The sequence below is a fragment of the Paenibacillus sp. N3.4 genome (genome assembly GCF_008017805.1).
GTDB lineage: Bacteria > Bacillota > Bacilli > Paenibacillales > NBRC-103111 > Paenibacillus_E.
Genome location: NZ_VRTT01000056.1, coordinates 1 through 25,075 on the forward strand (window position 1 = coordinate 1; position 25,075 = coordinate 25,075).

Genomic DNA, 25,075 nt, shown 5'->3' on the forward strand with positions numbered 1-25,075 from the left:
ATTTTCTTTAGCTGTAAGCACGTTTTCCGTGCTTACAGCGTCGCCAACAGATCTCTTGCCTTCAGTAACGCGGAAAATCAGCTTTACAGCTCATCATTCCGCCCATTCTCTCATTTTCCTTAGCTATAAGCACGTTTTCCGTGCTTACAGCGTCGCCGACGGATCTCTCGCCTTCCGTAATGTGGAAAATCAGCTTTACAGCTCATCATTCCGCTCATTCTCTCTTTTTCTTTAGCTGTAAGCACGTTTTCCGTGCACGGGAATTGGAACAGTAGGCGGTGCCGTCGCGGGGATGCTTTTCTATGGAGAATCAAAAGATTGGAAGCGGATTTTGTTTATCATGATGGTGTTAAGCGCAGCCGTTGGATTGAAATTAATCTCTTAAAAATGAATAGGGTTATTTATGCATGCAGCCGCTCATGAATGGGCGGTTTTTTTGTGCGCCTCATAGTCGCACAATCTAAGTGCAAAAGAAAGTATCTATGCGTTCGCTTCACATCTACTTTGATAAACTCCTCGTCCCTTAAGGGCGATGAAGTCGTTTGTCCTTGCATATTTGTAACAGCCGATGGAGAGGCTGAGAGGTAAATATTTGCATCCACCGGAGGCTCGAATGGGAATAAGAAGGAAGCTCGTAATGGCAATCGCCCTTTTATGCGCAGGGATTGTCGGCTGCGCACCAATGAACCTTAACGCAACCGCATCCTCAGTCAGTTTCATCGCGGCTAAGCCGAAGCACGAGATTGCCATTCCCGTGCTTAGTTATCATAGCATTGGGGTGGAACCGGGGAACACGTATGTGCTGCCCCCCGATGTATTCTTACGCCAAATGGACGATTTGGCCGCGCAGCATTATACCCCCTTGACGCTGGAACAATTTATGAGTATCCTCGAACACAAGCAAGCGCCACCTCTGAAGCCCGTGCTCCTCACGTTCGATGACGGTTATGCAAACAATGCGGAGGTGGCGCTGCCAATCCTCAAGCGTCACGGCTTTCCGGCGACGTTGTTTTTGTCGACGGGGGCAGTTGGCCAGCCGGGATACGTAAGCTGGAAGCAAGTGCAAGAGCTGGCAGCCGCAGGTTGGGATATTATGCCGCATGGCATGACGCATCCTCATCTGCCGCAGCTTAGCATAGACAAGCAGCGCGAAGAAATTAAGGAGTCGCGCCACCTTATAGAGCAGCAGCTGGGTCATCGTGCAGATGTATTTGCATATCCATATGGCGAGTACAATGAGGCTACGAAGAAAATTTTGAAAGATGCCGGATTTCGCTACGGCTTCACAACGCAAGAGGGATGGGCGTCATCCGATCAGTCGCCATTGGAGCTGAAGCGGCTTGTTGTTCACGCGGAGGAAGACTTCAAAACGTGGATTCGCAGGCTTGCTAAGCGCTGACTTTTTTATTCGCATTCGGTCTTATTCTACGGTTTTTCTGCGCAAACGGTTAATTCATACTAATGCTTTTGGTTTAGTAGTGGATTTACCGCGATTTTTTAGTATAATCGTAAGTAGAGACTACATACTCTCACTACACTATTTCGTTTAAGGAGCCGTACAATGGGAAAAACACTTATTTTCGGACATAAAAATCCGGACACTGATTCAATCACATCTGCAATCGCTTATGCTGCACTGAAAACAAAATTGGGCCAAGACGTTGAAGCTGTCCGTCTGGGCAGTGTGAACGGGGAAACACAATTCGCTTTGGATACATTCAAAGTAGCTGCGCCTCGTGAAGTTCAAACGGTTGCCAATGAAGCAGCTAACGTGATTTTGGTTGACCACGTGGAGCGCCAACAAAGTGCAAGCGATATCGATCAAGTGCGTGTTGTGGAAGTCATTGACCACCACCGTATTGCCAATTTTGAAACAAGCCACCCTTTATATTATCGCGCTGAGCCAGTTGGCTGCACAGCGACAATCTTAAATAAGCTGTACAAAGAAAATGGCGTATCGATCGATAAAGATATTGCCGGCTTGATGCTTTCCGCCATCATTTCAGATTCTTTATTGTTCAAATCTCCTACTTGCACAGAGCAAGATGTCGCAGCTGCTCACGAATTGGCAGCAATTGCTGGTGTGAATGCTGAGACTTATGGTCTTGATATGTTGAAAGCAGGAGCAGATCTTAGCGACAAAACTGTCGCTCAATTGATCAGTTTGGATGCAAAAGAATTCCAACTTGGCAGCTACAAAGCTGAAATCGCTCAAGTAAATGCGGTTGACGTCAATGATGTGCTGTCTCAGCAAGCTGAAATCGAGTCCGCTCTTCAAGCGATCATCGCTGAGAAAAACTTGGATCTATTTTTGTTTGTTGTAACAGATATTCTAAACAACGATTCTGTAGGTTTAGCGCTTGGCCGCAAAGCAGATGCTGTTGAGAAAGCTTACAACGTTACATTGGTGGACAACAAAGCTTTGCTTAAAGGCGTTGTTTCACGTAAATCCCAAATCGTGCCTGTTCTCACAGATATCTTTAATAGTCTGTAAGCCGCGTATAGATCAAGAACCGTTCATGAAACTGAACGGTTTTTTGGTTTTTGCCAATCTTTTGTTATGATAGAGGAAGAACAAAGAAAGAGGTGAAGGTTGAGATGGTAGAAAAATCAGAACAAAAAAACGTTGAAAAGGCTACTTTTGCTGGAGGATGTTTTTGGTGTATGGTGACGCCTTTCGAGGAGCTGCCGGGCATTATCTCCGTCATATCCGGATATATCGGCGGGCACACAAGCAATCCAACGTACCAAGAAGTATGCTCGGAGACGACTGGTCATGCCGAGGCTGTACAAATTACCTTTGATCCTGAACTTTATCCTTATGATAAGTTACTTGATACATTTTGGCGTCAAATTGACCCTACGGATGCCGGAGGTCAATTCCATGATCGCGGCAGTTCGTACCGGACAGCCATTTTTACGCATAGTGAAGAGCAGACGCTTAAAGCAGAGGCCTCTAAACAGGCGTTGCAAAATAGTGGACGGTTCTCACTTCCCATCGTCACAGAAATCGTACCTATTGATGCGGAAGCTTTTTATGCCGGGGAAGATTACCACCAGGATTATCATCACAAAAATCCGTTGCGTTATAAGGCGTATCGCAAAGGATCAGGTCGTGATTCGTATATTCAAAAGCATTGGAACACGGCCAAAGACAAAGAAGAACGCAGACAAAAACTCACTCCAATTCAGTTTGAGGTAACGCAAAATAATGGGACCGAACGCCCGTTTGAGAATGAATACTGGGACACTCGCGACAAAGGTCTTTATGTAGACATCGTTTCTGGCGAGCCCTTGTTCACCTCTTATGACAAATTTGATTCTCATTGTGGATGGCCGAGCTTTACTAAGCCGTTGTTTGAAGGATCTGTTAAAGAAAAGACCGATTTAAGCCATTTGATGGTGCGTACAGAGGTTCGAAGTCATGAGGCAGACTCTCACCTTGGTCATGTGTTTAATGACGGTCCAGGGCCCAATGGACTTCGTTACTGCATCAATTCGGCTGCTTTGCGGTTTATTCCTCTGGCCGACATGGAGAAGGAAGGCTATGGCTCTTACCTTCGCTTTTTCACAGAATAATAAGTAAACTAAAAAGACGTTAATTAGGACGGAGATCCTGATTAACGTCTTTTTCCTATTACAAGGCAGGTTTGTTCACAATATAAAGAATCAACGCAAGAACGCCAAATCCTATGGCAACAACATAAAATAACGTTAGCCTTGACCAGTTGCCTCTGGTTTTATTGTCATAATCGGGATTACCATCTTTATTTTGTTTGGATTGACCGATGATTATTGTGAATATGACGGCAAGGATAAGAATGATCGAAAAGATCACATAATATACACTTGAAGACAATTTTATCACCTCTTCCTGTTAACTTATTTATTATAGTCGTTATGTTGCGATAAATGAAGAGTTGACATTCATGACTCGTTGTAACTATAATGATTACATCACTAATGATTGTAATCAAGTTGATTACATCAAAAATGCAAATGGAGGTTTTACAAATGAATATAGCTATTATTGGCGCAAGCGGGAAAGCCGGAAACTTGATTATGAAGGAATCCTTAGATCGCGGACATAACGTTACTGCGATTGTTAGAAATGCGAGCAAAATAACAAATGAAAAAGTACACGTCGTGGAAAAGGATATTCTTGCTTTAACAACGACTGATCTGGCACCGTTTGATGTTGTCGTTAACGCTTTTGGATCTGTACCAGGTCAAGAGAAGCAGCATATAGAAGCGGGAAAAGTGTTAATTGAAGCCCTCAAAGGAGCACCTCATACTCGCTTGCTGGTCGTTGGCGGAGCAGGAAGTCTGTTCGTGGATCCTGAAAAAACAATTCGTTTGGTAGATACCACTGAGTTCCCGGCAGCATACGAACCTCTTGCTCGGAGTCAAGGTGAGAACTTGCAAGATCTTCTTGCAGCTGAAGGCATCAGCTGGACATTCCTCAGCCCAGCAGCTTTTTTTAACCCTGAAGGGCGACGTACAGGAGCTTATCAAGCAGGAAAAGATCACGTCATCACCAACTCCGAAGGACAAAGTTATATCAGCTATGCGGATTATGCCATAGCGTTGGTTGATGAAATCGAGAAACCACAGCATGTAAATCAACGCTTTACTGTCGTTGCAGAGGCTTAAAAACGAACAAAAGGACATCCTACAGAGGTAACGTAGGGTGTCCTTTTGTTATAGATCGTCTCTGATGGACGGAGAAGTCGTTTATCCTTGCGATTCTTTGTACCAAGGGTTCAAATGGATTAGAACCTCATCTACATCCTTATGTTGATCCATGATGGATTGTTTAATTTCTCGTGAAATATCATGTCCTTGTTGAACTGTAAGTTCTCCAGGTATCGAAACTCTGGCATCTACGAGAATGTAATGGCCATGCTCGCGTGCCCGAATACGATCAATTCGTTTCACTTGTGGAATGGCTTGGATGAGTGACGAGTACTGTCGAAGCTTTTGTTGATCAACGGTTTTTTCCATCAGGATATCGAAGGATTCTTTGCCCATTTCGATTGCGAGCTTTAAGACCAAATAAGAGACAATGATACCTGCCGCAGCATCTCCGTAAGATAACCAATAAATTTCACCATATTTACCTACAAAAGCGAGTCCAATCCCAACAACAGCTGCCATAGAGGCATAGACATCGGCAAGGTGATCTTTGGCTGTAGCGATCAGACTCTTGCTGTTTGACCTCTGACCAATTCGCAAGGTGTAAACGTAAAGTGCATATTTCCAGACGAGTGATACGATGGCCGCAGTCAGGGCAATAACGCTGGGAACCATGGGATCTTTAAAAAACGCAGTAACAGAATGATAAGCGATATAAAGTGCTGCTAACCCAAGAATGAAAGCGACAAAGCCGGAGCCAAGCACTTCAGCTTTACCATGACCATAAGGGTGATCTTCATCAGCAGGAAGCTTCGAAATTTGCATTGCACTTAGTGCAGCCACTGTTGCGATAATGTCTCCGGCATTATGGACGCCATCCGCTAATAAAACTTCACTGTGAAAGAGAAGTCCAATAATAATTTTCATAATAGTGAGTATGATGTTACTGATAAGTGAAATCCATATGGCCCAGAATGAGGATTTGTTGTCGTTGTTCATGAATGATGACCTCCTTCAGAAGTGTTTCCCCAAGGAAAAAAATCCCTTGACCAATGGTCAAGGGATTTGGGTTGATTTTTCTATGAGAATAATCTAGTAAATAATAATAGGACATGTTCAACACTTCACTTTACACAAATATCTTTGTATAATACCACACATAGCAATAATAAACAAACGACCATACATGGGAGCGAAAACCTTAACCGTATACAGTGCCAGCAAATGAAGGCATTTTGAACAAAAGGAAGGTGTAACGATGCGAGTACACGAATTTGATATACGCACGGATATACAACGGAGTGATTTAGTCGCCATTTCTGCCAAATCATCACATTTCCTTTCTGATATTACGATTGATTTTGAACTTGACGATGCTAACCATAAAGTAGATGTAAAAAGTTTGTTAGGTATGCTGTTAATTCCCATTAAATCGGGAACAACTCTACGTTTATTAACGAGAGGAAAGGATGAGGAAGAAGCGATTCATTTTGTATTTGATTTGTTCGAGCCCTATCGTTAGTGGGAAGTGTAAAGAACGGGAAATTTCCGAACGCTCTTACATCATCATGAGTCAAAAAAACGAGGAGTGAGTTTAAGTTGAGTAAATACCGAGTTGTCATTGTTGGGTGTGGAGGCATGGCAAATGTGTGGGTTGAATACATAATAAACCGAGAGGATGCCGTTATCGTGGCTTGTGTGGATATAAAGTTGGAATTCGCTCAGGCGATGGCAGATCGCCATTCACTTAACTGCGGTATCTACACGAATGTGGAATTGGCGATTCAAGAAAGTGATGCCAATCTCGTACTGGACATTACAATTCCGTCCAGTCATTTTGAGGTTTGTACAACAGCACTTCGGAACGGATGTAACGTCTTCGGGGAGAAGCCGATGGCTGCTACGATGGACGAAGCGATAAAGATTGTCCAGCTCGCGGAGCAGACGAATACATCGTTGTCTGTCATGCAAAACCGCCGTTATGATGCGAATATCCGCGCAATGAAGGACCTTATCCAAGGGGGCACGATAGGTCGGGTAGGTTACGTCGGTGCGGATTTCTTCCTAGGACCGCATTTCGGGGGCTTTCGTGATGCGATGGAAAGCCCGTTGATTCTTGATATGGCGATCCATACCTTTGATCAGGCGCGTTTTCTTACTGGAGCAGATCCGATATCGGTGTATTGCCAGGAATTTAACCCGCCTGGATCGTGGTACGCAGGAAACGCCTCGGCGATATGCATCTATGAGATGTCTGACGGCTCTGTGTTCTGCTATCGCGGCTCTTGGTGCGCCGAAGGGGCATCAACCTCATGGGAGGCGGCTTGGCGTGTGACAGGCGAGCAGGGCACCGCTATATGGGATAGTTCAGGCACGCCGTACGCTGAAGTTGTTTCGCCCGGAGATCAATCCGGCAAGTTTCTTCGCGACTTTACACGAGTGGATGCCGATGTGAATTGGCCTGGACGCAGCGGTCATGCCGGCTGTCTGGACGAGATGTTCGATGCGCTGGAACAAGGACGCTACGCGGAGACCGATTGCCGCGACAACATTAAGAGTATGGCCATGGTACTTGGGGCTTTAGAAAGCGCGAAGCTTGCTCAGAAAATAGACTTACGGCAGTACTGGAACTGAGCAGTTGGCAGTCCTGTCGGAGAATTCGTTCGTAGGTCTAAATCTCAAATCAAAAAAAGTGATTAAACAGATTTCCCTGTTTAATCACTTTTTGTCCTTGGCAGCAGCCTGCCTGTTAGATCGAGATTTGATATATTCGTTCGTTGATGGGTCTAATGAATATCTTTCTTTTTAAATCTTCCGCCTTTTACATCATGAATATTGCCGATGGCGAGAAAGGCTTTGGAATCCAGCTCGTCTACGATGGACTTCAACTTGGCTTCTTCCAGTCTTGTAATGACACTGAAAATAACCTTTTTGTCATCGCCCGTGAATGCGCCCTCTCCCTTGAGATACGTAACTCCGCGCCCTAAGCGAAAAGTAATCGCTTCGCCGATCTTTTCATACTCATCACTAATGATCCAAACGGATTTGGATTGATCCAAACCTTCAATCGTGATATCGATCATTTTGAAAGCAATGTAATAAGCAATAAGAGAATACATAGCATGATCCCAACCAAAGACAAAGCCAGCGCTGCCTAGGATGAAAAAGTTGAAAAACATGACGATTTCACCTACAGAAAAGGGTGACTTTTTACTGAATAAAATGGCAACAATTTCTGTGCCGTCAAGCGAGCCCCCAGAGCGTATAACCAATCCTACACCGATGCCAAGAATGATTCCGCCAAATACAGCGGCTAACAGCGGATCGATGGTAATCGCTTGTACGGGATGAAGTAAAGAACTGCCGATTGACATTAGGATGACAGAAAATAAAGTAGATAGAGCGAAAGTTTTACCGATCTGTTTATACCCGAGCAATAAGAAAGGAAGATTTAACACAACAAGGAAAATACCGAGCGGAATGTGTGTTAAATGGGAAGCAATGATGGAAATCCCGACGACTCCGCCATCAATAATATTGTTAGGGACTAAGAATATCTCAAGACCGACAGAAAATAATGCAGAACCAATAATCATAAATAAGATTCTACGTATAAATTTAAGGCGTGTTAGTTTCCGATGTTGTAACTGGACTTGTTCAGCTCTTGCAGCTTCGTTTGGCATTGAAAGGTTCCTCTTTTCCTCAATTCATTCATTTGGCTACTTGTTTAAGAAAGCTATGAATGAGGCCTGTGTAATCCGAGGTGAATTTAAGGAAAGCTAACAGGATTTCTTTCAGACGCTGACAGACGCGTGATTGAATAAAAGTAATAAAGACCACGAACACCGTTATAAAGTATTCTTTATGAAAATCATCATGCCAATGAATCATATTATGGCAATTTTGCAAAATTTCTCGAGTAGGCGGAGTTTCTTGAACAGTTAATACTTGTGTTGTATTGGACACGACCAGTACTTCGTTATCATAAGAATTATGATATGAAATTGGTGGAGTTAGAGGAAATATGAACAAACCAAGAATGACCCATACCAGTATTGTCCACTTATATTTTTGAGCAAAATGCTGCAGAGTCATCCCTCCCCATAGAATTCAAACCAAATTTGTTTGAATTGTAGCATTTCAAGCCAAACGAGTCAAACCTGCGCCTGTTTAAGGCAATTGTTAACCTTAAATGAATATTGCGTAGTGAAGATCCTGAAATGAAGGAAATTGTCAAACGCGCATTGAATTGTTCTTCAATAAAGTTCATTTCATCATCTTGTATCCGATCATTTCGGTCCAGCATCTTTGGGAGGAGTTTTCTGTCATGAGGATCTCACTATATAAACAAATTTGGTTTCGTTATGTCATAGCAGGGATGGTTTCATTATGCTTATTTATTAGCTTAACTCGTATGATCACCGTTGAAGGAGCCGACAATAATCCACGCTTCATTATGATGCGGTTAGAGGATATCGGACCTGGGGGTTACTACAGTACACTGGAGGGCATAGGTAAATTAAGAGCAACATTAGAGTATTTGCATCAGCAGCATGTTCAATTTAGTCTGGCCGTTATTCCCAGATGGAAGAATGTCATGACAGATGGTACGCTATACGATCGTTCTATCGACCAAATAGATGAACCTTATATCCAGGCCTTTAATAAAGTTTTGCAAAATGCGGCACAGATGAGCGGTACTGTAGGGATGCATGGCTACACCCATCAGGTGGGAGACGAACGTCGCGAAGATGGACAGCAAGCCTCCGGTATTGGCAATGAATTCAATATTGCTGACCGACCGGAAACCACGACAACGACTTTTGCACAAAATCGTTTGGAAGAAGGCTATAAGAAATTCCGGATAGCTGGTTTAACCCCGCATTTTTGGGAGGCTCCGCATTATCATACAAATCCGGAGCAGGACAACGTATTTCGCTCTTATTTTGGACTCCTTTATCAACCCAATACCGCACTCAATCCAAATCCGACAACAGCACAATATGAGAATATAGTGAACAAGGGCTATGGACATTCATCGCTTGGCAACGTTTTTGTCCCAACAACGCTATCTTATATACCGAACGGCAAGGATGAGAAATTTATTCTGAATCAAATAGGCAAAATAGAACGGATTCATTCATTCTTTTATCACCCGTTTCTGGAATTTAATTATTTAAGTCCTGTTGTGGATGAAATGGGCAATGCCTTGATACGAGATGGCATACCTGAATATACGTACCCGGCTGAGAATAAAAGCATCCTGCAAAAGTTGATTGCTCAGATGCGTGTGAAGAACATGCCATTTTACTCGATCCATGATTATGTCCCCTTTACTCCTGCTGAGAGAATCACCGTAGGAACGTCGAAATCTGTTCTTGTCCAAATAGGTAATGTGACAGGAAGAGGGCAAAGTGACATTGTGAAGTGGGACAAAAAGAATGCCACAATGTCGGTCATTCAAGGCCAGTACAGGGAACTGCGTAATGAAGTCCAGCCTGTTCCTAAAGTTTGGGCATCCATTCCTTATGCAGAAGGATCTGCTTTTACACTTAATAGTATGGATGATTCGAATAAACAAGGATTATGGATCGTCAGGCCGAATGGAAAGCTTGAAAGCTATACGTCGAATGGAAGCGATTTTGTAAAAAAACAGAGCTGGAAAATTCCGAACAGCCGCTGGTATGATTTATATGAATTGCGTCAACCTAATGGGGACTGCGTGCTTGCAGGTCAATCTCAGGATCAAAGTCAGCTGCAGGGACTTTATTTGCATAATGGTACCGTTTCACCCATCAAGCCTTATACGTTCAGGTCCACTTCATCGCGTGATTTGATCGTCAGAGATTTGCATAATAATCAAGGTCAGAGCTTGTTTTTGTTCAAAAATGATACTTCGCAAGGTGTCAATTTGAATTGGATAAGGCAAACTTGCAGTGGAAATTAAATAAGGTTACGCTAAATATACCGGATGAGCTCGGTGGTTTGAAATTCGGCGATTTTAATGGTGACGGCAAGGAAGATATTTTGCGATGGGATTCGAAGAACTTGATGTACCGCGTTTATCAGCAAACGTCTGATAATGAATATAAATTACTTTCTGTTTTTGGACCGTGGGGTAGAAGCAATGGCCGCTTAATGGTGGCTGATTTCGATGGAAATGGCAAATCTGACCTCGCTATGTACCAACCAGAGGAAGGGAATATCGATTTTGCATTATCCTATCAGAGTAATAATCCTTAAGAACTTGGAGAGCGTAAACCTATGAATCCCAAAAAAATAGCAGCAGATTTAGCCGTTGAAGGAATCAAGGACGGCATGATTATAGGGTTAGGTACGGGATCGACGGCGTTTTGGGCGATTCAGCGAATTGCTCAGCGCGTAAAAGATGGATTAAGTATTCGAGCCGTAGCCAGTTCCAAAAGCTCGGAGGAATTGGCTGCTGAGCTGGGTATACATTTGGTTTCCTTTGATAGTATCGATCAAATTGATCTTACGATTGATGGGGCTGACGAAGTAGACCGTGAATTGAACCTTACGAAAGGCGGGGGCGGTGCTTTGCTCAGAGAAAAGATACTAGCCTCCAATAGTAAGGAACTCGTCATCATTGTAGACGAATCCAAATTAGTTGAACGTCTCGGAGCTTTTCCGTTACCTGTGGAGATCGTTCAGTTCGCTAATCATCTTACTTTACGGCATTTGCGTGAGTTTGGGTGTGAAGTAAGCATGCGTAAACGTGAGGGGGAACTCTTCGTTACAGACAATGGGAATTTTATCGTGGATTGTCAATTTGGGCAGATCGATGATCCGGAACATCTTACACAGCAAATCAATATGATTCCGGGTGTAGTGGAAAACGGATTATTTACGAAATTAACGAATACCGTCATAGTCGGGTATCAAGACGGTACCACTAAAGTTTTAAAAAGTTTATAATCCACAACATGTTCATGCTCAAAAACGCAAGCGGCGTAAGTCCAGAACCAAGATTTGACCATTTTTCCGGTTTCCTCGTATTCATCCCCGCTTATTGCCGAGAGGTAATTAAAGTAAAATATTAAACAAATTATAATAAGATTTTAAATGTTAATTTAAATAGAGAGTATGTATACTTATATTACTTTCCTACGAAAAGAAAGCGTTTAACTTGTTGTTTTTCAACCTTAAAACAAGGAGGTTTTTCATAAGAAACTAAGCTGAGTCGAGTTGGTGCACGGGGACATATCAAAAAAATTTGCGCGGAATGATACATTTTGTATCAATTAATGAGTCTGCCGTTTTGTCCTGTCAATTCTTCTAATACAATGCGGATGTTGGCGTCAACGATTGCTACAAGCAAGGCTAAGTATCGTTCATACAGCATTTGTGCGTTGCGGTCTGCTGTCTTTACGCCTCAGTTTATCAGTCCATCCACAATTTCTTTTCAGGTCATGTGATGACATCCCGAGTTAGAGGTATAGTCACGGCTGTGTACAAAAATTATTAAAAGGGAGGAACGAAAATGAAAAAAAGCAGGTTCTTGGCTGTTATTTTAGCAATTTCCATGATCTTTACAGTGTTTGCTGTTGGAATGCCGGCTTCTGCTAATGAGGTCATTAATTCCTCGACAACGAAAGCATCTAAGAATTTAAAATTATGGTATGACAAACCTGCGCCCGATAGTGATGCTGGCTGGATCGATAATTCTATTCCAATGGGCAATGGCTATATGGGTGTAAATTTATTTGGAGGAACCGGCAAAGAGCGAATCCAAATCACTGAAAACAGCACGCAAGATTCAAACAGCACGATTGGAGGGCTCAATAATTTTGCAGAAGCTTACATCGATTTCAATCATAATGGGGCCACCAATTATACAAGGGATTTGGTGTTAAATGAGGGGCTTGCCCATGTTCAGTATGACTACGATGGCGTTACATACAAGCGAGAGTTCTTCACCAGCAATCCCGACAAAGTCATGGCCGTCCGCTTAAGCGCATCCCAAGGGGGAAAACTGTCATTTACCCTTCGTCCTACCATTCCTTACCTTACTGCTTATCGCGAACAACCCGGGGACAACCGCGGAAAAAGCGGCACTGTACAAGCCAAGGGTGACACCATTACGCTTTCTGGCGTCATGGAATATTACAATCTCCAATTTGAAGGTCAGTTTAAGGTTATTCCTGATGGCGGAACCATGCAGGCACAAAATGACCAACAAAACAACAATGGAACGATCACGGTATCGGGCGCGAACAGCGCAGTCATCCTGATTGCCGTGGGAACCAACTATGAGTTTAACAGTCAGGTCGTTTCCGCCAGCAACAGATTGGATAAACTCAAGGGTTTCGCCCATCCCCATGCCAAAGTTACAAAGTATCTTGCTGACGCTTCGGCAAAATCCTATGATGAGCTTCTGGCTGCGCACCAAGCGGATTATCATGGGCTTTATGACAGGGTTAATTTTGATCTAGGAGCGGTGGAGCCTTCCATGACAACCGATAAGCTGGTGGATGCTTATCGCAACGGTGATAATAATCCATATCTGGAAGAGTTAATATTCCAATTCGGTCGTTATCTATTGATATGTTCTTCGAGAGATAATACACTGCCTCCCAATCTCCAGGGAATTTGGAATGTGTATCAAGATCCGCCATGGAGATCCGGCTATTGGCATAACGTCAATCTCCAGATGAACTACTGGCTGGCGTTTTCCTCCAACATGCCTGAACTGTTTGAGTCTTATATAGATTACTACAACACATACCTTCCAAAACAACAGCAATATGCAACCCAATATATCAATCAGTACAATAAGTCTCAGCTCGACCCAGGCGGAGATAACGGATGGGCTATGGGCAACTCCACATGGCCGTATAATGGCGCTGGAAAGTCGTCCCATTCCGGGTTTGGCACAGGCGCGTGGACCACAATGCTCTTCTGGGATTACTATGACTTCACCCGGGATGAAAAACTTCTCAAAGATGTCGTTTACCCAGCGATGTACGGCCAGGCCAACTTCCTATCAAGATTCGTACAAGATTATAACGGCAAGCTGTTGGCGAATCCGTCCTCTTCTCCGGAAAACGCGAATAGCTTGCAGACCATTGGAACTACCTTTGATCAGCAGACTATCTATGAAAACCATCGAAATACGCTAAAAGCCGCAGAGATACTGGGTTATTCCAACAGCACTCTTGATAAACTGAAATCTCAGCTTCCTCTTCTTGATCCCATCATTGTCGGCAAATCGGGACAGATCAAGGAGTACCGTGAAGAAGAGTACTATGGCGACTTAGGCGAATATAACCACCGTCATATCTCTCAATTGCTTGGTTTGTTTCCGGGCCAATTAATTAATACCTCAACTCCCGCCTGGCTTGACGCCGCGAAAGTATCGCTGACCGAGCGTGGTCCAGGCGGCACAGGATGGGCCGAAGCACAACGAATAGCCGCTTGGGCAAGAACGTTGGATGCAGAAAAAGCGTATTTCTATTACAATTATTTAATTAAGCGACACTCGATGCATAATCTGTTTAATAATCACAGAGATTCTTACACGACTAAATTGTTCCAGGTGGATGGAAACTTTGGCGCCACAGCGGGCGTTAGCGAAATGCTGTTGCAGAGCAATGAATATGTTATTGCACCGTTGCCTGCCTTGCCCGATAAATGGGCAAATGGCAGTTATCGAGGCTTGCTTGCAAGGGGCAATTTTGAAGTTTCGGCCAGCTGTCCGGAGGCCAGGCTGATCAATTTAAGATCCTTTCGAAATCAGGCGGCAACGCCAAAGTAAGATACGCCGACATTAAAAACGCCGTCGTCAGAACCTCCGGCGGACGGAATGTAAGTTTCACCGTAGAAAATAGAGATCAGATCAGTTTTGAAACCACAAAGGGCGAAACTTATATGATCACCAGCATTCCGACCAGAACAAAAATAGCGCCTGCTACTACACTGAAGATTCAGAATAATTCAGCCGATGCACTTACGCTCAACTGGACTGCCAGCAAAGATGCTTTATCCTACAATGTATACCGCGCAGTTGAAAGTGCGCCGGATTATGAGCTGATTGCTTCGAACGTGCAAGGTACATCCTTTACTTATCAGTCAGCCGATCTTAAGAAGGTGGATCAATGTACGTTCCGGGTCACAGCCGTAGCGGCCAACGGACGCGAAAGCGACGGAATAACAACCCTTATGCTGCAGCCCAATAAACCGGATAATGTCGCGAAGGGTATTACTAGCATTAAACCGCTTGCGCTAAATGAAAAGTCCATTACATTACCTTCCGTTCCGGAGGGATTCACAATACGAATTAAGAGCTCGGATAATACGAGCATTATCCAAACTGACGGAACTATCGTTCCGCCAAATTTTAACACGACTGTGAAACTCGTATTGGAAGTAACAAGAGCTTCCGACGGAACAACAGCGGTTACTGCTGCTATATCGGTAGTTGTTCCGGGAACAAGTCTGTTGTTTACGATCACCACGCCTAACGGCTACACCACAATTTATGGAAACAGAATTTTACAATTGACGGCTGATCATCCATCGAACAATTCCGTAACTTGGTCAGTCTCCAACCAGGACGGCACATCTACAACCGATGCCGTAATCAATGCAAGAGGCCTTATGTACGCAACTAAAGAAGGCACCTATAAAGTATCGGCAACAACCAAATCCAATGAGACGGCGGAAATTGTGGTTACTTTCACAAAAATGTCCTCATTGTCTAATTTAGCAGTAACAGGGAACGGCAGCGCATTTGGTTCGACAAGTGGAGGCTCCTATCCGCCTACGAATGTATTTGACGGTAAAACAACTACTTTCTTTGACCATAGTACAACTGTCCCTTATGTCGGTTGGGATTTTGGTGCAGGCAACGCCAAGGCTGTAAACTTTATCAGATTTTATCCAAGAACCAGTTTCGAAGCCAGGATGACAGGTGGGAAAATCCAAGGCTCGAATTCTGCGACGAGCGGATATGTCGATCTGTATACGTTCACAGCCTCCCCGCCTGCCGGGTGGAACTTTATTGCGCTGGATAACAAGACACCATATCGATATTATCGTTTCTTAGGCATAGACGGGTCACATGGAAACGTAGCCTTGCTTGAACTTTACGTCAATATCGACAGGACAGAGCTTGGCAATAGAATTGCAGAAGCTCAAGGGCTGCACGAAGAAGATTATATCTCATCGACTTGGGATGCGCTGAAAACAGTATTGTCGGATGCTAGTAGCGTGAACGATAATGCTGCCTCAACACAAGCTCAAATCGATAATGCTGCAGCCAATTTGCTGTCGGCAGTTAGAGGATTAAAGCCGGATCAAGAAACGGCTTCCTATGTAGCAGCCGGAATCACGGAAATTGACGCGCCTGCTCAAGGTGAGACGGTCTTAACCTTACCGGATGTGCCTGACGGTTTTACGGTTGCGATCAAGAGCTCGGATCGTACGGATATCATCGGATTTGACGGAACCATTCATCCGCCGGACGCTGAAACCATCGTAAATGTCGTATTGGAAGTAACTAGACTTTCAGACCATTCCAAAGCAAGTACAGCAGCCCTTTCGGTGACGATACCCGCTAAAAAGGAACAAGAACAGCAACCGCTCAAAGCGGTATTGAGCGGAGCCGAACATGTCAATGCCGGCGGTTCGTTCTACGTGACTTATGGATTGTCCAACGTAAAAGGTAGCATCTATGCACAGGATCTGACATTTACTTATGATCCAGCGAAAGTGGAATTTGTTGCTGCTGAATCTTTGAAAGTTGGATTCCAAATTGTGAAACAAAAAGAAATGCCGGGTCATATTCGCATTCTCGCGGCGAGTCTTGGAGCAAGTCAAGCGGTAAATACCGATGGAAATTTACTAAAGTTGACATGGAAAGCCAAAGCGCTCACCGAATCGGCACAAACGGCAATTTCCTTATCCAGTGCGGTTGTTTCGGACGACAATGGTGTGGAAACTCAACTCCAAGGCGTTTCTCACAACGTGTCAATCACATATGTGATTTCAGTTGATAAAACGGTATTGAACAACGCCATAAGCAACGCTCAAAGCATTCACGATTCAGCGGTAGAAGGCAGCGGCGACGGTCAATATCCTGCTGGGTCCAAGGGTGTGTTGCAATCGGCAATCGAAAGAGCGAAAGCGGTAGCCAATAATACGGCGGCTTCGAAGGAGGAAGTTAATACGGCCGTAACTGATTTGAATGCCGCGATATCGGCATTCACCGCTTCTATCATTACCAGGGTTCCGGGAGATCTGAACGGAGATAGTAAAGTCACGATCGGCGACTTGGCGATTGTGGCAAGGTATTATGGCACGTCAAGCGCGGATCCGGATTGGGATCTGTACAAATTTGCGGATCTGAATCACGACGGAAAGATCGACATTGAGGACCTGGCAATTGTAGCAAGAGTTATTCTCGAATCACTACAATAATCGTTAAATAGACTGTAATTAAAGACAACCGCTCGTGCGGTTGTCTTTAATTACGATACATATAAGGTACAGACATGAACATGCTGAAACGGAATTTTTTGACGAATATCAAGGTAAAAGACTGTCAATAGGCAGGAACCTATTTGAATCGCCTTCATATCTTAATCACGATAGTTCTGATTACTATCGCTGGCTAAAAAGGGATGAGTGTGAAGGCGAAATTCGAGGAGGCTTCGATATGCATTGGTTTTCAATTCTGGGTATTGGTTTAGCATCGAATTTGGATAATTTGGGGATTGGGGTTTCATATGGCTCCAGATCCATACGGATACCCTTCATTTCCAATCTAATGATTGCCATTCTCTCGATGTTGTGTTCCTATGTATCGATTGCATGCGGACAGTTTACGGCGCAATTTATTCCTGTTCAATTCGTAAATACACTTGGCGGTATGCTCATTGTAGGGATCGGCTTGTGGGGAATGTTATCCGATCATTTGAAAACAAAAAGGCCGGAGCTCCTTAGAAATCCTAGTAAAGCTGACGTTGATGGTAATAATATCATTTCGGTCCGCGAATCTTTCATGCTTGGTACAGCACTTGCACTAAATTGCATTGCCAGCGGATTTGGCGCAGGTATAAGTGGCATGTCAGCCTGGGCAACCGTATTAGCGATTGGGTTATTTTCGCTGATTACAGTAGCTGTAGGAATAAGAGTAGGAACTCGCATAGCTCGGACATGGTTGGGGAAGTATGCGAATGCAATCGGGGGAACTCTGCTTGTGTTGATAGGTTGTTATGAGATTTTCCTTTAGCATATACGCAGACAAGCTGCGTGATCGCGGCTCTTTTTATGCTCATTTAGGGACCGAAAAGGAGGTTCACGCATACCTTGTAAAGGGTCTTTTTAGAAAGTGAAGGTGTAAGTATGGACTATGTAGTTGGCGTTCTGCTGGATCGAGAAACCTTCCTAGGCATTCCCAAGCACCGAACAGGGTATGAACGAATTGCATTGTACAATAAAGCAGCCCAATCGCTGGGGTTGAAACCTTTTTATATGTGCCTTGCGAACATCAAAGGGAATTCAGCATTAGGATATTGCTATCAAAATAAAGCATACCAGTTGGTACGTTTGCCAATTCCTGAAGTGACACATAATCGCGCTATGACACTTACTACGTATTTACAAAGGAAACTTAAGCATTTAGCACGTTTGAGCTATGTATTTAATGAGCAGAATCGCTATGACAAACTTCTCGTTCATCGTATGCTGAAATCAGATCCTACGACAAGCGAATATCTGCCTGAATCGGCAAAGTATACACGCAAACAGCTTATAGATGCCCTCAAAAATTACTCCTCTATCTACATCAAGCCCACGAACAGCAGCGTTGGTAAAGGCGTTATTCAAATAACTAAATCCAATAATGGGTACTGGCGCTTATTCTGGAGTAACCTTCAACCAAAACTGATGACGGAAAAGCAAGTAATCGACTGGATTGGACATAAAATCGACCAACAATCTTATATGATACAAGAGGCCATCCCATTAGCCACCTATCGTGGAAATCCATATGACTTGCGTATTTCGGTTCAACTTGGTGATGAAGGCAAATGGCAAGTTACTGGAATGGCAGGCAAAGTAGCCGCATCGGGCAGACATGTGACCAATTTGGCAAAAGGCGGCGAAGCCAAGCATTGCGAGGCGTTATTTCGTTCGAGTGGTTTTGATCCTCTCAGAATGAAGCAAGCCGTTGAGCATATCTCATTAACGATTGCGCAAGCATTGAGCAAACGACTTCCGCATCTTGCTGATATCGGTCTGGATCTGGGTATTGATCAAGAAGGACAAATCAAGTTTATAGAGATGAATGGTAGGGATCAACGATATGAATTTAAAAAGTTGAACTTACATGATATTTTTTATCAAACCTATAAAACGCCGTTCCAATACGCCAAATATAGGATGACCCAAGGTAAGAAAGGTGGAGTTTAAGATGAAAGTCCAAGTGTTTGTTTTTAAGCTAAACTTATTACCATGGTATAATGAACTCACAGACAGCCTAACTTTCGATCATCCGGATTTTCCTGGGCAGGTTCGTGAGCGAATTGCTGACATAGGGGAATTTGAAATCGTCTCGATCAGTCGGAGAGAAACACGTTTGAAAAAGAAGCGGAAACCGAAGATTGAAAAAGAAACAACCGAAATAGAGAACACATAAGATAGTCCATATTGACATATGGGTATAGTGTGAATATGATCGAATGGATAGTCCGCATCTCATTTTTCAAAAAAATGACGTTCATACAATCGTACATATTCGTGGAGGGATTAGAATGAGTGTTGGAACCGAATGGGTTGCCTATGAAGGTGGCAAGTATTCAGGATATGCAGCATGGCCGATTGGGACGAAAGATGCGCTGCCGGCGGTTATCGTCATCCAGGAGATTTGGGGCGTAGATAGCCATATTCAAGACGTAGCTCGACGCTTCGCGCAAGCGGGATATATGGCTTTTGCACCAGATTTGTTTGCTCGTAACCAATCGAAAGAACGGGGCCTCGAAGAGGACCGTGTAGCGGCGGCGCAAGCCTTTCTCAATACGATCCCGAGCAGTTCTTGGCGACAGGCTGAGGAAAGGGCTGCTGCCCTCGCTACTTATCCGGAGTCCGAACAAATACAGTTGACCGAAACGTTAGAAAAAGTGTTTGGTCTACAAAGTAAGCTAGGTGAATTTATCGACCAAATCAGGCTTACTTCTCAATTTTTAAGACATGAATTTGCGCCAACGCGTGGACAAGGTGTCGCATCCGTCGGCTTTTGTTTAGGAGGAGCCCTATCAGCCGTGCTTGCTTCTCAGGATCCTGAACTGCGGGGTGCTATTGTATTTTATGGCAATCCACCTTCTTCAGAAGCGCTGGCAAGCATCCAAGCGCCACTGCTTGGTTTCTATGGAGAGCTTGATCCGCGCATTACGGAACAAATTCCTGGCTTTGCTGAACAAGCGGAAGCAGCAAATAAATCATTTGAATATCATATTTACCCAAGTGCCCCGCATGCCTTCTTTAATGATTCTCGTCCAACGTATCATGTCTCTTCTGCAAGAGATGCTTTCGCACGATCACTTGGGTTTCTTAATAAAGTTTTGTAAGTCATATGGTTAATTAAAGGCTGTCTATCCCGGCATTTTGGGGTAGACAAGCCTTTTTTTCGTTTTATTTATAAGTTAAACCGTTCTATTTGATCAGTTTTTCCTTCCAACTGCAAATTTCCTTTTGCCTAGGTCCCATGAGGTCGAAGTGAGGGTAAGACGGACTATGATGAATATATCGCGGATTCAATCCATACTTGCTGCACCAAGCAGATAAGCGATCTAGATCGTTGCAGCCGACTTTGGTGACAGTCCGAATATCCTTAAACCGATCGTCGATCCAATAATGGGTCAAAAAGGCGATCTCACCGCGACTTACAGTTTGTTTCCAAGCTAGCAGTTCTTCTCTACGAATGCCGAATGCCATATGAATTCCATCCTGTTTACATGTATTTATGATCCCTCTCAGTATAACACAAGGGTGGTTTCTCTATTTTGAATAGAAAACTTCAATTAGACAACAGAAATCATACCCTTTATAATACTTATAATTCCTATGAGGATAAACGGAAATTAATCAAAGTTCAGATGAATAAATAACTTCTATTTTATAAAAAAGGTAGGTTTTTCTTATGCCCAATGCTTTAAATGCTCTTTCTTTCGCAAAAAGGATTCCATCGACCCCTTCAATTGGCAGCACTACCGTTACGAGGCTGGATCACGTTCATTTATCTTTTGGGTTTGCGGCTCCTGATTTATTTCCGATAGAAGAGCTCGATAAAGCAGCTTCACAAGCAGTAACGCTCCGCGGTAAAGCAGCTCTACAATATTCGGGAGGCGATGGTCCTCGCAAAATTGTGGATTGGATCATTAACCGCTCTAAACACCATGGCATTGCTGCTGAAAAGGAGAATATTCTTGTCACCTACGGGGCTACACAAGGTATATCGGTAGCAGCGAATGCCATTGTGGATCCCGGTGATCATGTTTGGGTGGAATCTCCATCATTCTTTGGCGCTTTGCAAGCATTTCGTGTCGCGGAAGCGACGATAACTTCCTTTTCTGTGGATGAGCATGGCTTGCGGGTAGATTTACTTGAGGAGGCATTGAAGCTTGCTCGTGAAACGAATCAACCGCTGCCGAAGCTATTTTACACGATGCCAACCTTTCATAATCCGACCGGTGCCACTTTATCGTTGGAACGTAGAAAAAAGCTAGTTGCGTTGGCACGCGAATATCAGTTCTGGATTCTCGAAGACGATGCGTACATGGAGCTTAATTTCAGTGGGGAAGTTCATCAACCGCTATATACCTTAGCCCCGGAACGTGTTATTTATTTTGGCACTTTTTCCAAAATTATTGCTCCTGGAGTCCGACTTGGTTGGATCATAGCGGATAAAGCGGCGATAAACAATTTCAGATTGCTGCTCCTCGGGGGCAGCATCGGCGTTTTGACGCAGGAAATATTAGCACAATTGCTCGATAATATCACCTTTGAAGATCATTTGGACAAATTGATTACACACTACCGCAATCAACGGGATGTGATGGCCAAAGCCATCGAAAGACACTTAGGAGGTTTAGTTACTTATCATTTACCGGAAGGTGGCTTCTTCATTTGGCTTAAGTTTGAGGAGCATATCAACGCTAGTCAGTTTTTGCGATTTGCAGAAGAGCGAGGAGTTAGTTTCGTGGATGGGAGGAGTTTTGAAGTCAAGCCGGTGGGGCTGAATAATGCTCGCCTTTGCTTCAGTTATGTGAATGAAGAAGCAATTGAAAGAGGGGTTAAAACGTTCGCAGACGCTTTTCATGACTATGTGAAAGAACACCATACGTATAAACATTGGCAGTTATGATAAGTATAAAAGAACGATATAATAGCTGTGGGATTAAAAATAGGGCTAGAAATATAAAAGTATGTTATAATTAAATAAAATACGACAAGAAGAGGCAGGAAATGACCTGCTTCTTTTTATTTTCGCAATCGAATTTATGTTTTGTATTGCTTCATACACATGAAAACAAGTAAAATAGAAGAGAAGCATTATTATGTACGTAGCAATGCCTACTTAGAGAATTGGAGCCTTTTCTTTGAAAAGAACCATACGATCAGCCAGTTCACTACTTACAAGAAAATAATCGGTTTTATGGAAAAGGGGATATTTAAAGGTGAGAGTTAATTTGAATTTTACGAACAAGGGTAAAGTGGTTATTGAAAATTTTAATAATGAGGAATTGATTGAAATTTTCAGCCGGTACATCAACACGTTAACGAAGAAGTACGCCGTTGATATTAAGGTTCCTTTAGAGGCTAATCAGAATATTGTTCAAGATGGCTCTTTCAAAGTGATCCTTTCCAATGTGCAATGTGATGTAGAAACCTTTTTCAAAGAACTTGGAAGAGACATCAAAGTACCTTTGAAAAAAAGAACGGACGGAAAATTAGAAAACGTATTTAAAATTCAAGTTATCGAGTAAGAGTGCGGAGGCTATATGCTTAGTTTAGAAGAAAAATTAGCCGTTGTTGCGTCTTTTTCGGAACTGCAGCGCAAAGATGTATCTTTAGGCCGTGTTAATTTCCATTATGAAGATAGTGCTTATGACAAGAAGATTGTTGTGTATCACTTGCATCCGAACGGAAATGGCTTCGTATATGCGGATTACTTAAAAGGTTATGCGACAGATGATAAAGGATTCGTTAACATCCGTGAATTTTCGGCGGATGAGCTTCATGATATTGTGGAGAAATCGATTCGTTCTTTAACCGTGAAAGAGTCGAAGAAAGCTGCGAAGCCTCAAACCGATCAAGAAGAATATTGGTATGGTGAAGATGATCAGAAGCTTTCCGTCACGTTTGTTGATGATTTATGGTATATCTATGCAGGAAGTAATTTGGACTGTGCATTCGAGACCTATGAAGAAGTAGAAGAATATATGGCCGAAGAAGGATTTGAAAGAAATAAATAACGAACTCAACATGTGTATATGAAAGAAGCCCTTCATGATTGCTCATGATGGGCTTCTTTTACGTGGAAAGGCGGACTCAAACGTGTGAAGTGGATGGGACAAAAATGTTAAAACTGGCTGAGGTGTCATATTCACTTTACGGCTATAATGGACGCATAAGCAGTATGAATAAAAGAAATTTCATGGGGGTAACGTATGTATACTTATTTTATCGTTTTTTTTGTGATTATATTACTTGGCGTAGTGGCCACCTTGTTTGTAGGTTTCTCGAAAAATCAAGAAGGAGATCCCAGCTACGATCAAAAAACAGGAACGAAATGGATTCGCCTTACTTCATTATATATTGTTTCAATCGCTGCCGGATTATTAGCTTTATTTGCTTTTATCCGCAGTTTACTCTAAGGTTTCTTGCTGTACATTTGAATCGCTTCGTGCAATCGGGTTAATCCGGGAAGGATTTCGTCCATATGGGGCCGTGCAAAGCTTAATCGCATGCATCCAGGATCAGACCCGTAGACGCTTCCCGGTACGAAAAGCACGGATTGTTTGATCGCTTCGTCCAGCAATTTAAAAACATCGACTTGAGTGTGGAGTTTGCACCATAAATTTAACCCTCCCGTCGGAGGTGTAAAGGTTACAGAGTCACCCATTATTTCTCGTAATCCCTCAATCATGGTATTCCTTTTTTCTAATAAGGCCTCGCGTAATCGTAAGATTTGGCACTCGAAATGTCCATTTTTAATAAAATGGTTGGCGACCCATTGAGGTAAATTGCTTAGTCCGAAATCCATTTGCTGCCGCGCATCCGTTAATCGATAAATGACCGATTGAGGGGCAATCATCCATCCGATGCGCAAACCGGATGCGGCGATTTTGGAAAAAGACCCGATGTAGATCACATTGCCTGTTGTGTCTATCGATTTCAAAGTTGGAGGTGGGTTCCCATCGAACGCTGTCAAGGTAAAGGGGTCATCTTCGATAATGGGAATACCTAATTCGGCAGCGATTTCTAATAATCGAATCCGACGCTCCGTTGACATGACACTGCCTGTAGGATTTTGAAAGTTTGGATTAACGAAAATCATGCGGATTCGGTGCTGTCGATATAACGGAACAATATCCTCTGGTTGAATGCCTTGATCGTCGACTGGCAAACGAAATAAACGTAATCCTGCAGATTGAAACATGGGTAAAGAATAACAATAAGAAGGATCTTCTATAGCAACGGCATCGCCGGGGCTCAGTAAACACTGTGTAATTAAATAAAGCGATTGTTGGGAGCCTGAAGTAATTAAAATAGATGAATCCGTACTATGGATATGAAGATTTTGTTCTAAAAATGTAACTAAGCTTTCGCGAAGAGGCGAATAGCCTTGAGGATCTTCGTAGCCTAATTGTTCTTCGTAGGGTTGCTGCTGCATAAGCTCACGAACGATGTCATTTGGAAATAAGTCATTGGATAGTTGACCACTGGCGAAATCAATGATCGTATTTTGATGCCGTAACTCCTCACGAATACGGCGGATAAAAGGCAAATTTGGGAGAAAGGGACCACCCTCCACATAGGTTTTCCAGTTTGGTGTTTGTTTAGGGGAAAGTCCCCATTTGTGCAAACTGACTCTTGTCCCGCTTCCTTTGGCGCTTTCAACTAAGCCAGACGCTCTTAGCTCTTCGTAAGCTTGTACAACCGTGCTGCGATTTACCCCAATGACACTGGCCAATTTGCGTTCAGAGGGAAGCACACTTCCCGGAGGGAATTCTCCAAATGAGATTCTACGCTCCATGAAGTTCGCGATTTGCTGATAAATGGGTTCCTTGCTCGTTCGATCTGGCGTCCACATGGATGCTCACCACCTTTAGAAGAAGTATGACCAGGAAATATACAAAATAAGCTTCAATTAGTATATCACTAGTTTGAGCGCTCATGGATGGCGAATATTACTGTT

General features: G+C 43.3%; 25 protein-coding genes and 2 pseudogenes. 21 read left to right on the forward strand and 6 right to left on the reverse strand.

The genetic code is table 11. The features are described from left to right. The 5 genes and pseudogenes from FU659_RS36470 to msrB form a co-directional block, all read left to right on the forward strand. On the forward strand, positions 1 to 235 hold a 235-nt coding region (locus tag FU659_RS36470; protein ID WP_222708617.1), incomplete at its 5' end, for a hypothetical protein. Positions 236 to 256: 21 nt separating this feature from the next. Next, positions 257 to 385, forward strand: a pseudogene (locus tag FU659_RS23960) (SMR family transporter); the annotation flags it as partial. 183 nt (positions 386 to 568) lie between these two features. Continuing rightward, positions 569 to 1,399, forward strand: a complete 831-nt coding sequence (locus FU659_RS23965; protein WP_261808011.1) for a polysaccharide deacetylase family protein — start codon at positions 569 to 571, stop codon at positions 1,397 to 1,399. 162 nt (positions 1,400 to 1,561) lie between these two features. Beyond that, positions 1,562 to 2,494, forward strand: a complete 933-nt coding sequence (locus FU659_RS23970; protein WP_147949865.1) for a manganese-dependent inorganic pyrophosphatase — start codon at positions 1,562 to 1,564, stop codon at positions 2,492 to 2,494. Between the two features lie 104 nt (positions 2,495 to 2,598). Next, a complete protein-coding gene (gene msrB, locus FU659_RS23975; RefSeq protein ID WP_147949866.1) occupies positions 2,599 to 3,579 on the forward strand; it encodes a peptide-methionine (R)-S-oxide reductase MsrB in 981 nt (326 codons plus the stop codon). Positions 3,580 to 3,637: 58 nt separating this feature from the next. On the opposite strand, the gene FU659_RS23980 is transcribed toward msrB, so the two are convergent. Further along, positions 3,638 to 3,859, reverse strand: coding sequence for a hypothetical protein (locus FU659_RS23980; RefSeq protein ID WP_261808012.1), 222 nt, complete (start codon positions 3,857 to 3,859; stop codon positions 3,638 to 3,640). Positions 3,860 to 4,014: 155 nt separating this feature from the next. Between FU659_RS23980 and FU659_RS23985 the strand changes: the two genes are divergently transcribed. Next, positions 4,015 to 4,653, forward strand: coding sequence for an NAD(P)-dependent oxidoreductase (locus tag FU659_RS23985; protein WP_147949867.1), 639 nt, complete (start codon positions 4,015 to 4,017; stop codon positions 4,651 to 4,653). A gap of 81 nt (positions 4,654 to 4,734) precedes the next feature. Here the strand turns inward: FU659_RS23985 and FU659_RS23990 are convergent, their stop codons facing one another. Next, complete coding sequence (locus FU659_RS23990; RefSeq protein WP_147949868.1) at positions 4,735 to 5,634, reverse strand: cation diffusion facilitator family transporter; 900 nt, start codon at positions 5,632 to 5,634, stop codon at positions 4,735 to 4,737. 259 nt (positions 5,635 to 5,893) lie between these two features. Between FU659_RS23990 and FU659_RS23995 the strand changes: the two genes are divergently transcribed. Then, positions 5,894 to 6,157, forward strand: a complete 264-nt coding sequence (locus FU659_RS23995) for an HPr family phosphocarrier protein (RefSeq protein ID WP_147949869.1) — start codon at positions 5,894 to 5,896, stop codon at positions 6,155 to 6,157. 77 nt (positions 6,158 to 6,234) lie between these two features. Next, complete coding sequence (locus tag FU659_RS24000; protein ID WP_147949870.1) at positions 6,235 to 7,269, forward strand: Gfo/Idh/MocA family protein; 1,035 nt, start codon at positions 6,235 to 6,237, stop codon at positions 7,267 to 7,269. 152 nt (positions 7,270 to 7,421) lie between these two features. On the opposite strand, the gene FU659_RS24005 is transcribed toward FU659_RS24000, so the two are convergent. Beyond that, complete coding sequence (locus FU659_RS24005) at positions 7,422 to 8,231, reverse strand: YitT family protein (protein ID WP_397356424.1); 810 nt, start codon at positions 8,229 to 8,231, stop codon at positions 7,422 to 7,424. Positions 8,232 to 8,346: 115 nt separating this feature from the next. Continuing rightward, complete coding sequence (locus tag FU659_RS24010; RefSeq protein ID WP_147949872.1) at positions 8,347 to 8,730, reverse strand: hypothetical protein; 384 nt, start codon at positions 8,728 to 8,730, stop codon at positions 8,347 to 8,349. Positions 8,731 to 8,962: 232 nt separating this feature from the next. Here FU659_RS24010 and FU659_RS24015 point away from each other — a divergent pair, with 232 nt between their 5' ends. From FU659_RS24015 to FU659_RS24055, 9 genes are all read left to right on the forward strand, one after another. Then, on the forward strand, positions 8,963 to 10,582 hold the full coding sequence (locus tag FU659_RS24015) for a DUF2334 domain-containing protein (RefSeq protein WP_147949873.1): 1,620 nt from the start codon (positions 8,963 to 8,965) through the stop codon (positions 10,580 to 10,582). Continuing rightward, positions 10,552 to 10,878, forward strand: a complete 327-nt coding sequence (locus FU659_RS24020; protein ID WP_147949874.1) for an FG-GAP repeat domain-containing protein — start codon at positions 10,552 to 10,554, stop codon at positions 10,876 to 10,878. Before FU659_RS24015 ends, FU659_RS24020 begins: the two co-directional genes overlap by 31 nt. Before the next feature lie 21 nt (positions 10,879 to 10,899). Then, positions 10,900 to 11,571 carry a ribose-5-phosphate isomerase RpiA gene (rpiA, locus tag FU659_RS24025; RefSeq protein WP_147949875.1) on the forward strand — a complete coding sequence of 224 codons (672 nt, stop codon included), beginning with the start codon at positions 10,900 to 10,902 and terminating at the stop codon, positions 11,569 to 11,571. A gap of 565 nt (positions 11,572 to 12,136) precedes the next feature. After that, positions 12,137 to 14,410: a glycoside hydrolase family 95 protein gene (locus tag FU659_RS24030; RefSeq protein WP_222708618.1), complete on the forward strand. Its 2,274-nt coding sequence runs from the start codon at positions 12,137 to 12,139 to the stop codon at positions 14,408 to 14,410. 113 nt (positions 14,411 to 14,523) lie between these two features. After that, positions 14,524 to 17,073 carry a cohesin domain-containing protein gene (locus FU659_RS36475; RefSeq protein ID WP_222708619.1) on the forward strand — a complete coding sequence of 850 codons (2,550 nt, stop codon included), beginning with the start codon at positions 14,524 to 14,526 and terminating at the stop codon, positions 17,071 to 17,073. A 238-nt stretch (positions 17,074 to 17,311) separates the two neighbouring features. Then, the gene (locus tag FU659_RS24040) at positions 17,312 to 17,887 is read left to right on the forward strand and encodes a manganese efflux pump (protein ID WP_147949876.1); all 576 of its coding nucleotides are present in this window, start codon (positions 17,312 to 17,314) and stop codon (positions 17,885 to 17,887) included. A 113-nt stretch (positions 17,888 to 18,000) separates the two neighbouring features. Further along, a complete protein-coding gene (locus FU659_RS24045; RefSeq protein ID WP_147949877.1) occupies positions 18,001 to 19,068 on the forward strand; it encodes a YheC/YheD family endospore coat-associated protein in 1,068 nt (355 codons plus the stop codon). Position 19,069: 1 nt separating this feature from the next. Continuing rightward, entirely contained in the window at positions 19,070 to 19,294 is a 225-nt protein-coding gene (locus FU659_RS24050) for a hypothetical protein (RefSeq protein ID WP_147949878.1), read from the forward strand. Between the two features lie 115 nt (positions 19,295 to 19,409). Then, on the forward strand, positions 19,410 to 20,222 hold the full coding sequence (locus tag FU659_RS24055) for a dienelactone hydrolase family protein (RefSeq protein WP_147949879.1): 813 nt from the start codon (positions 19,410 to 19,412) through the stop codon (positions 20,220 to 20,222). 68 nt (positions 20,223 to 20,290) lie between these two features. On the opposite strand, the pseudogene FU659_RS24060 reads toward FU659_RS24055, so the two are convergent. Continuing rightward, positions 20,291 to 20,589: pseudogene (locus tag FU659_RS24060) on the reverse strand (hypothetical protein). Between the two features lie 205 nt (positions 20,590 to 20,794). Here FU659_RS24060 and FU659_RS24065 point away from each other — a divergent pair. From FU659_RS24065 to FU659_RS24080, 4 genes are all read left to right on the forward strand, one after another. Beyond that, entirely contained in the window at positions 20,795 to 22,018 is a 1,224-nt protein-coding gene (locus FU659_RS24065) for an aminotransferase-like domain-containing protein (protein WP_147949880.1), read from the forward strand. A gap of 313 nt (positions 22,019 to 22,331) precedes the next feature. Next, positions 22,332 to 22,640 (forward strand): hypothetical protein, encoded by a 309-nt coding sequence (locus tag FU659_RS24070; protein ID WP_147949881.1) that lies wholly within the window; start codon positions 22,332 to 22,334, stop codon positions 22,638 to 22,640. 15 nt (positions 22,641 to 22,655) lie between these two features. Next, positions 22,656 to 23,129 carry a hypothetical protein gene (locus FU659_RS24075; protein ID WP_147949882.1) on the forward strand — a complete coding sequence of 158 codons (474 nt, stop codon included), beginning with the start codon at positions 22,656 to 22,658 and terminating at the stop codon, positions 23,127 to 23,129. Between the two features lie 195 nt (positions 23,130 to 23,324). Continuing rightward, entirely contained in the window at positions 23,325 to 23,531 is a 207-nt protein-coding gene (locus FU659_RS24080; protein WP_147949883.1) for a hypothetical protein, read from the forward strand. On the opposite strand, the gene pdxR is transcribed toward FU659_RS24080, so the two are convergent. After that, on the reverse strand, positions 23,528 to 24,970 hold the full coding sequence (gene pdxR, locus FU659_RS24085; protein ID WP_147949884.1) for a MocR-like pyridoxine biosynthesis transcription factor PdxR: 1,443 nt from the start codon (positions 24,968 to 24,970) through the stop codon (positions 23,528 to 23,530). The genes FU659_RS24080 and pdxR overlap by 4 nt on opposite strands. Positions 24,971 to 25,075: the final 105 nt, after the last annotated feature.

What these genes read in the sequence shown, in the direction of transcription:
- FU659_RS24075 (WP_147949882.1), top strand. Translation starts at nt 22,656, where the DNA reads ATGCTTAGTTTAGAAGAAAAATTAGCCGTTGTTGCGTCTTTTTCGGAA.
- FU659_RS23995 (WP_147949869.1), top strand. Translation starts at nt 5,894, where the DNA reads ATGCGAGTACACGAATTTGATATACGCACGGATATACAACGGAGTGAT.
- msrB (WP_147949866.1), top strand. Translation starts at nt 2,599, where the DNA reads ATGGTAGAAAAATCAGAACAAAAAAACGTTGAAAAGGCTACTTTTGCT.
- FU659_RS23985 (WP_147949867.1), top strand. Translation starts at nt 4,015, where the DNA reads ATGAATATAGCTATTATTGGCGCAAGCGGGAAAGCCGGAAACTTGATT.
- pdxR (WP_147949884.1), bottom strand. Translation starts at nt 24,970, where the DNA reads ATGTGGACGCCAGATCGAACGAGCAAGGAACCCATTTATCAGCAAATC.
- FU659_RS24045 (WP_147949877.1), top strand. Translation starts at nt 18,001, where the DNA reads ATGGACTATGTAGTTGGCGTTCTGCTGGATCGAGAAACCTTCCTAGGC.
- FU659_RS36475 (WP_222708619.1), top strand. Translation starts at nt 14,524, where the DNA reads ATGATCACCAGCATTCCGACCAGAACAAAAATAGCGCCTGCTACTACA.
- FU659_RS24065 (WP_147949880.1), top strand. Translation starts at nt 20,795, where the DNA reads ATGCCCAATGCTTTAAATGCTCTTTCTTTCGCAAAAAGGATTCCATCG.
- FU659_RS24040 (WP_147949876.1), top strand. Translation starts at nt 17,312, where the DNA reads ATGCATTGGTTTTCAATTCTGGGTATTGGTTTAGCATCGAATTTGGAT.
- rpiA (WP_147949875.1), top strand. Translation starts at nt 10,900, where the DNA reads ATGAATCCCAAAAAAATAGCAGCAGATTTAGCCGTTGAAGGAATCAAG.
- FU659_RS24010 (WP_147949872.1), bottom strand. Translation starts at nt 8,730, where the DNA reads ATGACTCTGCAGCATTTTGCTCAAAAATATAAGTGGACAATACTGGTA.
- FU659_RS24015 (WP_147949873.1), top strand. Translation starts at nt 8,963, where the DNA reads ATGAGGATCTCACTATATAAACAAATTTGGTTTCGTTATGTCATAGCA.
- FU659_RS23970 (WP_147949865.1), top strand. Translation starts at nt 1,562, where the DNA reads ATGGGAAAAACACTTATTTTCGGACATAAAAATCCGGACACTGATTCA.
- FU659_RS24080 (WP_147949883.1), top strand. Translation starts at nt 23,325, where the DNA reads ATGTATACTTATTTTATCGTTTTTTTTGTGATTATATTACTTGGCGTA.
- FU659_RS23990 (WP_147949868.1), bottom strand. Translation starts at nt 5,634, where the DNA reads ATGAACAACGACAACAAATCCTCATTCTGGGCCATATGGATTTCACTT.
- FU659_RS23965 (WP_261808011.1), top strand. Translation starts at nt 569, where the DNA reads ATGGAGAGGCTGAGAGGTAAATATTTGCATCCACCGGAGGCTCGAATG.
- FU659_RS24055 (WP_147949879.1), top strand. Translation starts at nt 19,410, where the DNA reads ATGAGTGTTGGAACCGAATGGGTTGCCTATGAAGGTGGCAAGTATTCA.
- FU659_RS24005 (WP_397356424.1), bottom strand. Translation starts at nt 8,231, where the DNA reads ATGATTATTGGTTCTGCATTATTTTCTGTCGGTCTTGAGATATTCTTA.
- FU659_RS24050 (WP_147949878.1), top strand. Translation starts at nt 19,070, where the DNA reads ATGAAAGTCCAAGTGTTTGTTTTTAAGCTAAACTTATTACCATGGTAT.
- FU659_RS24030 (WP_222708618.1), top strand. Translation starts at nt 12,137, where the DNA reads ATGAAAAAAAGCAGGTTCTTGGCTGTTATTTTAGCAATTTCCATGATC.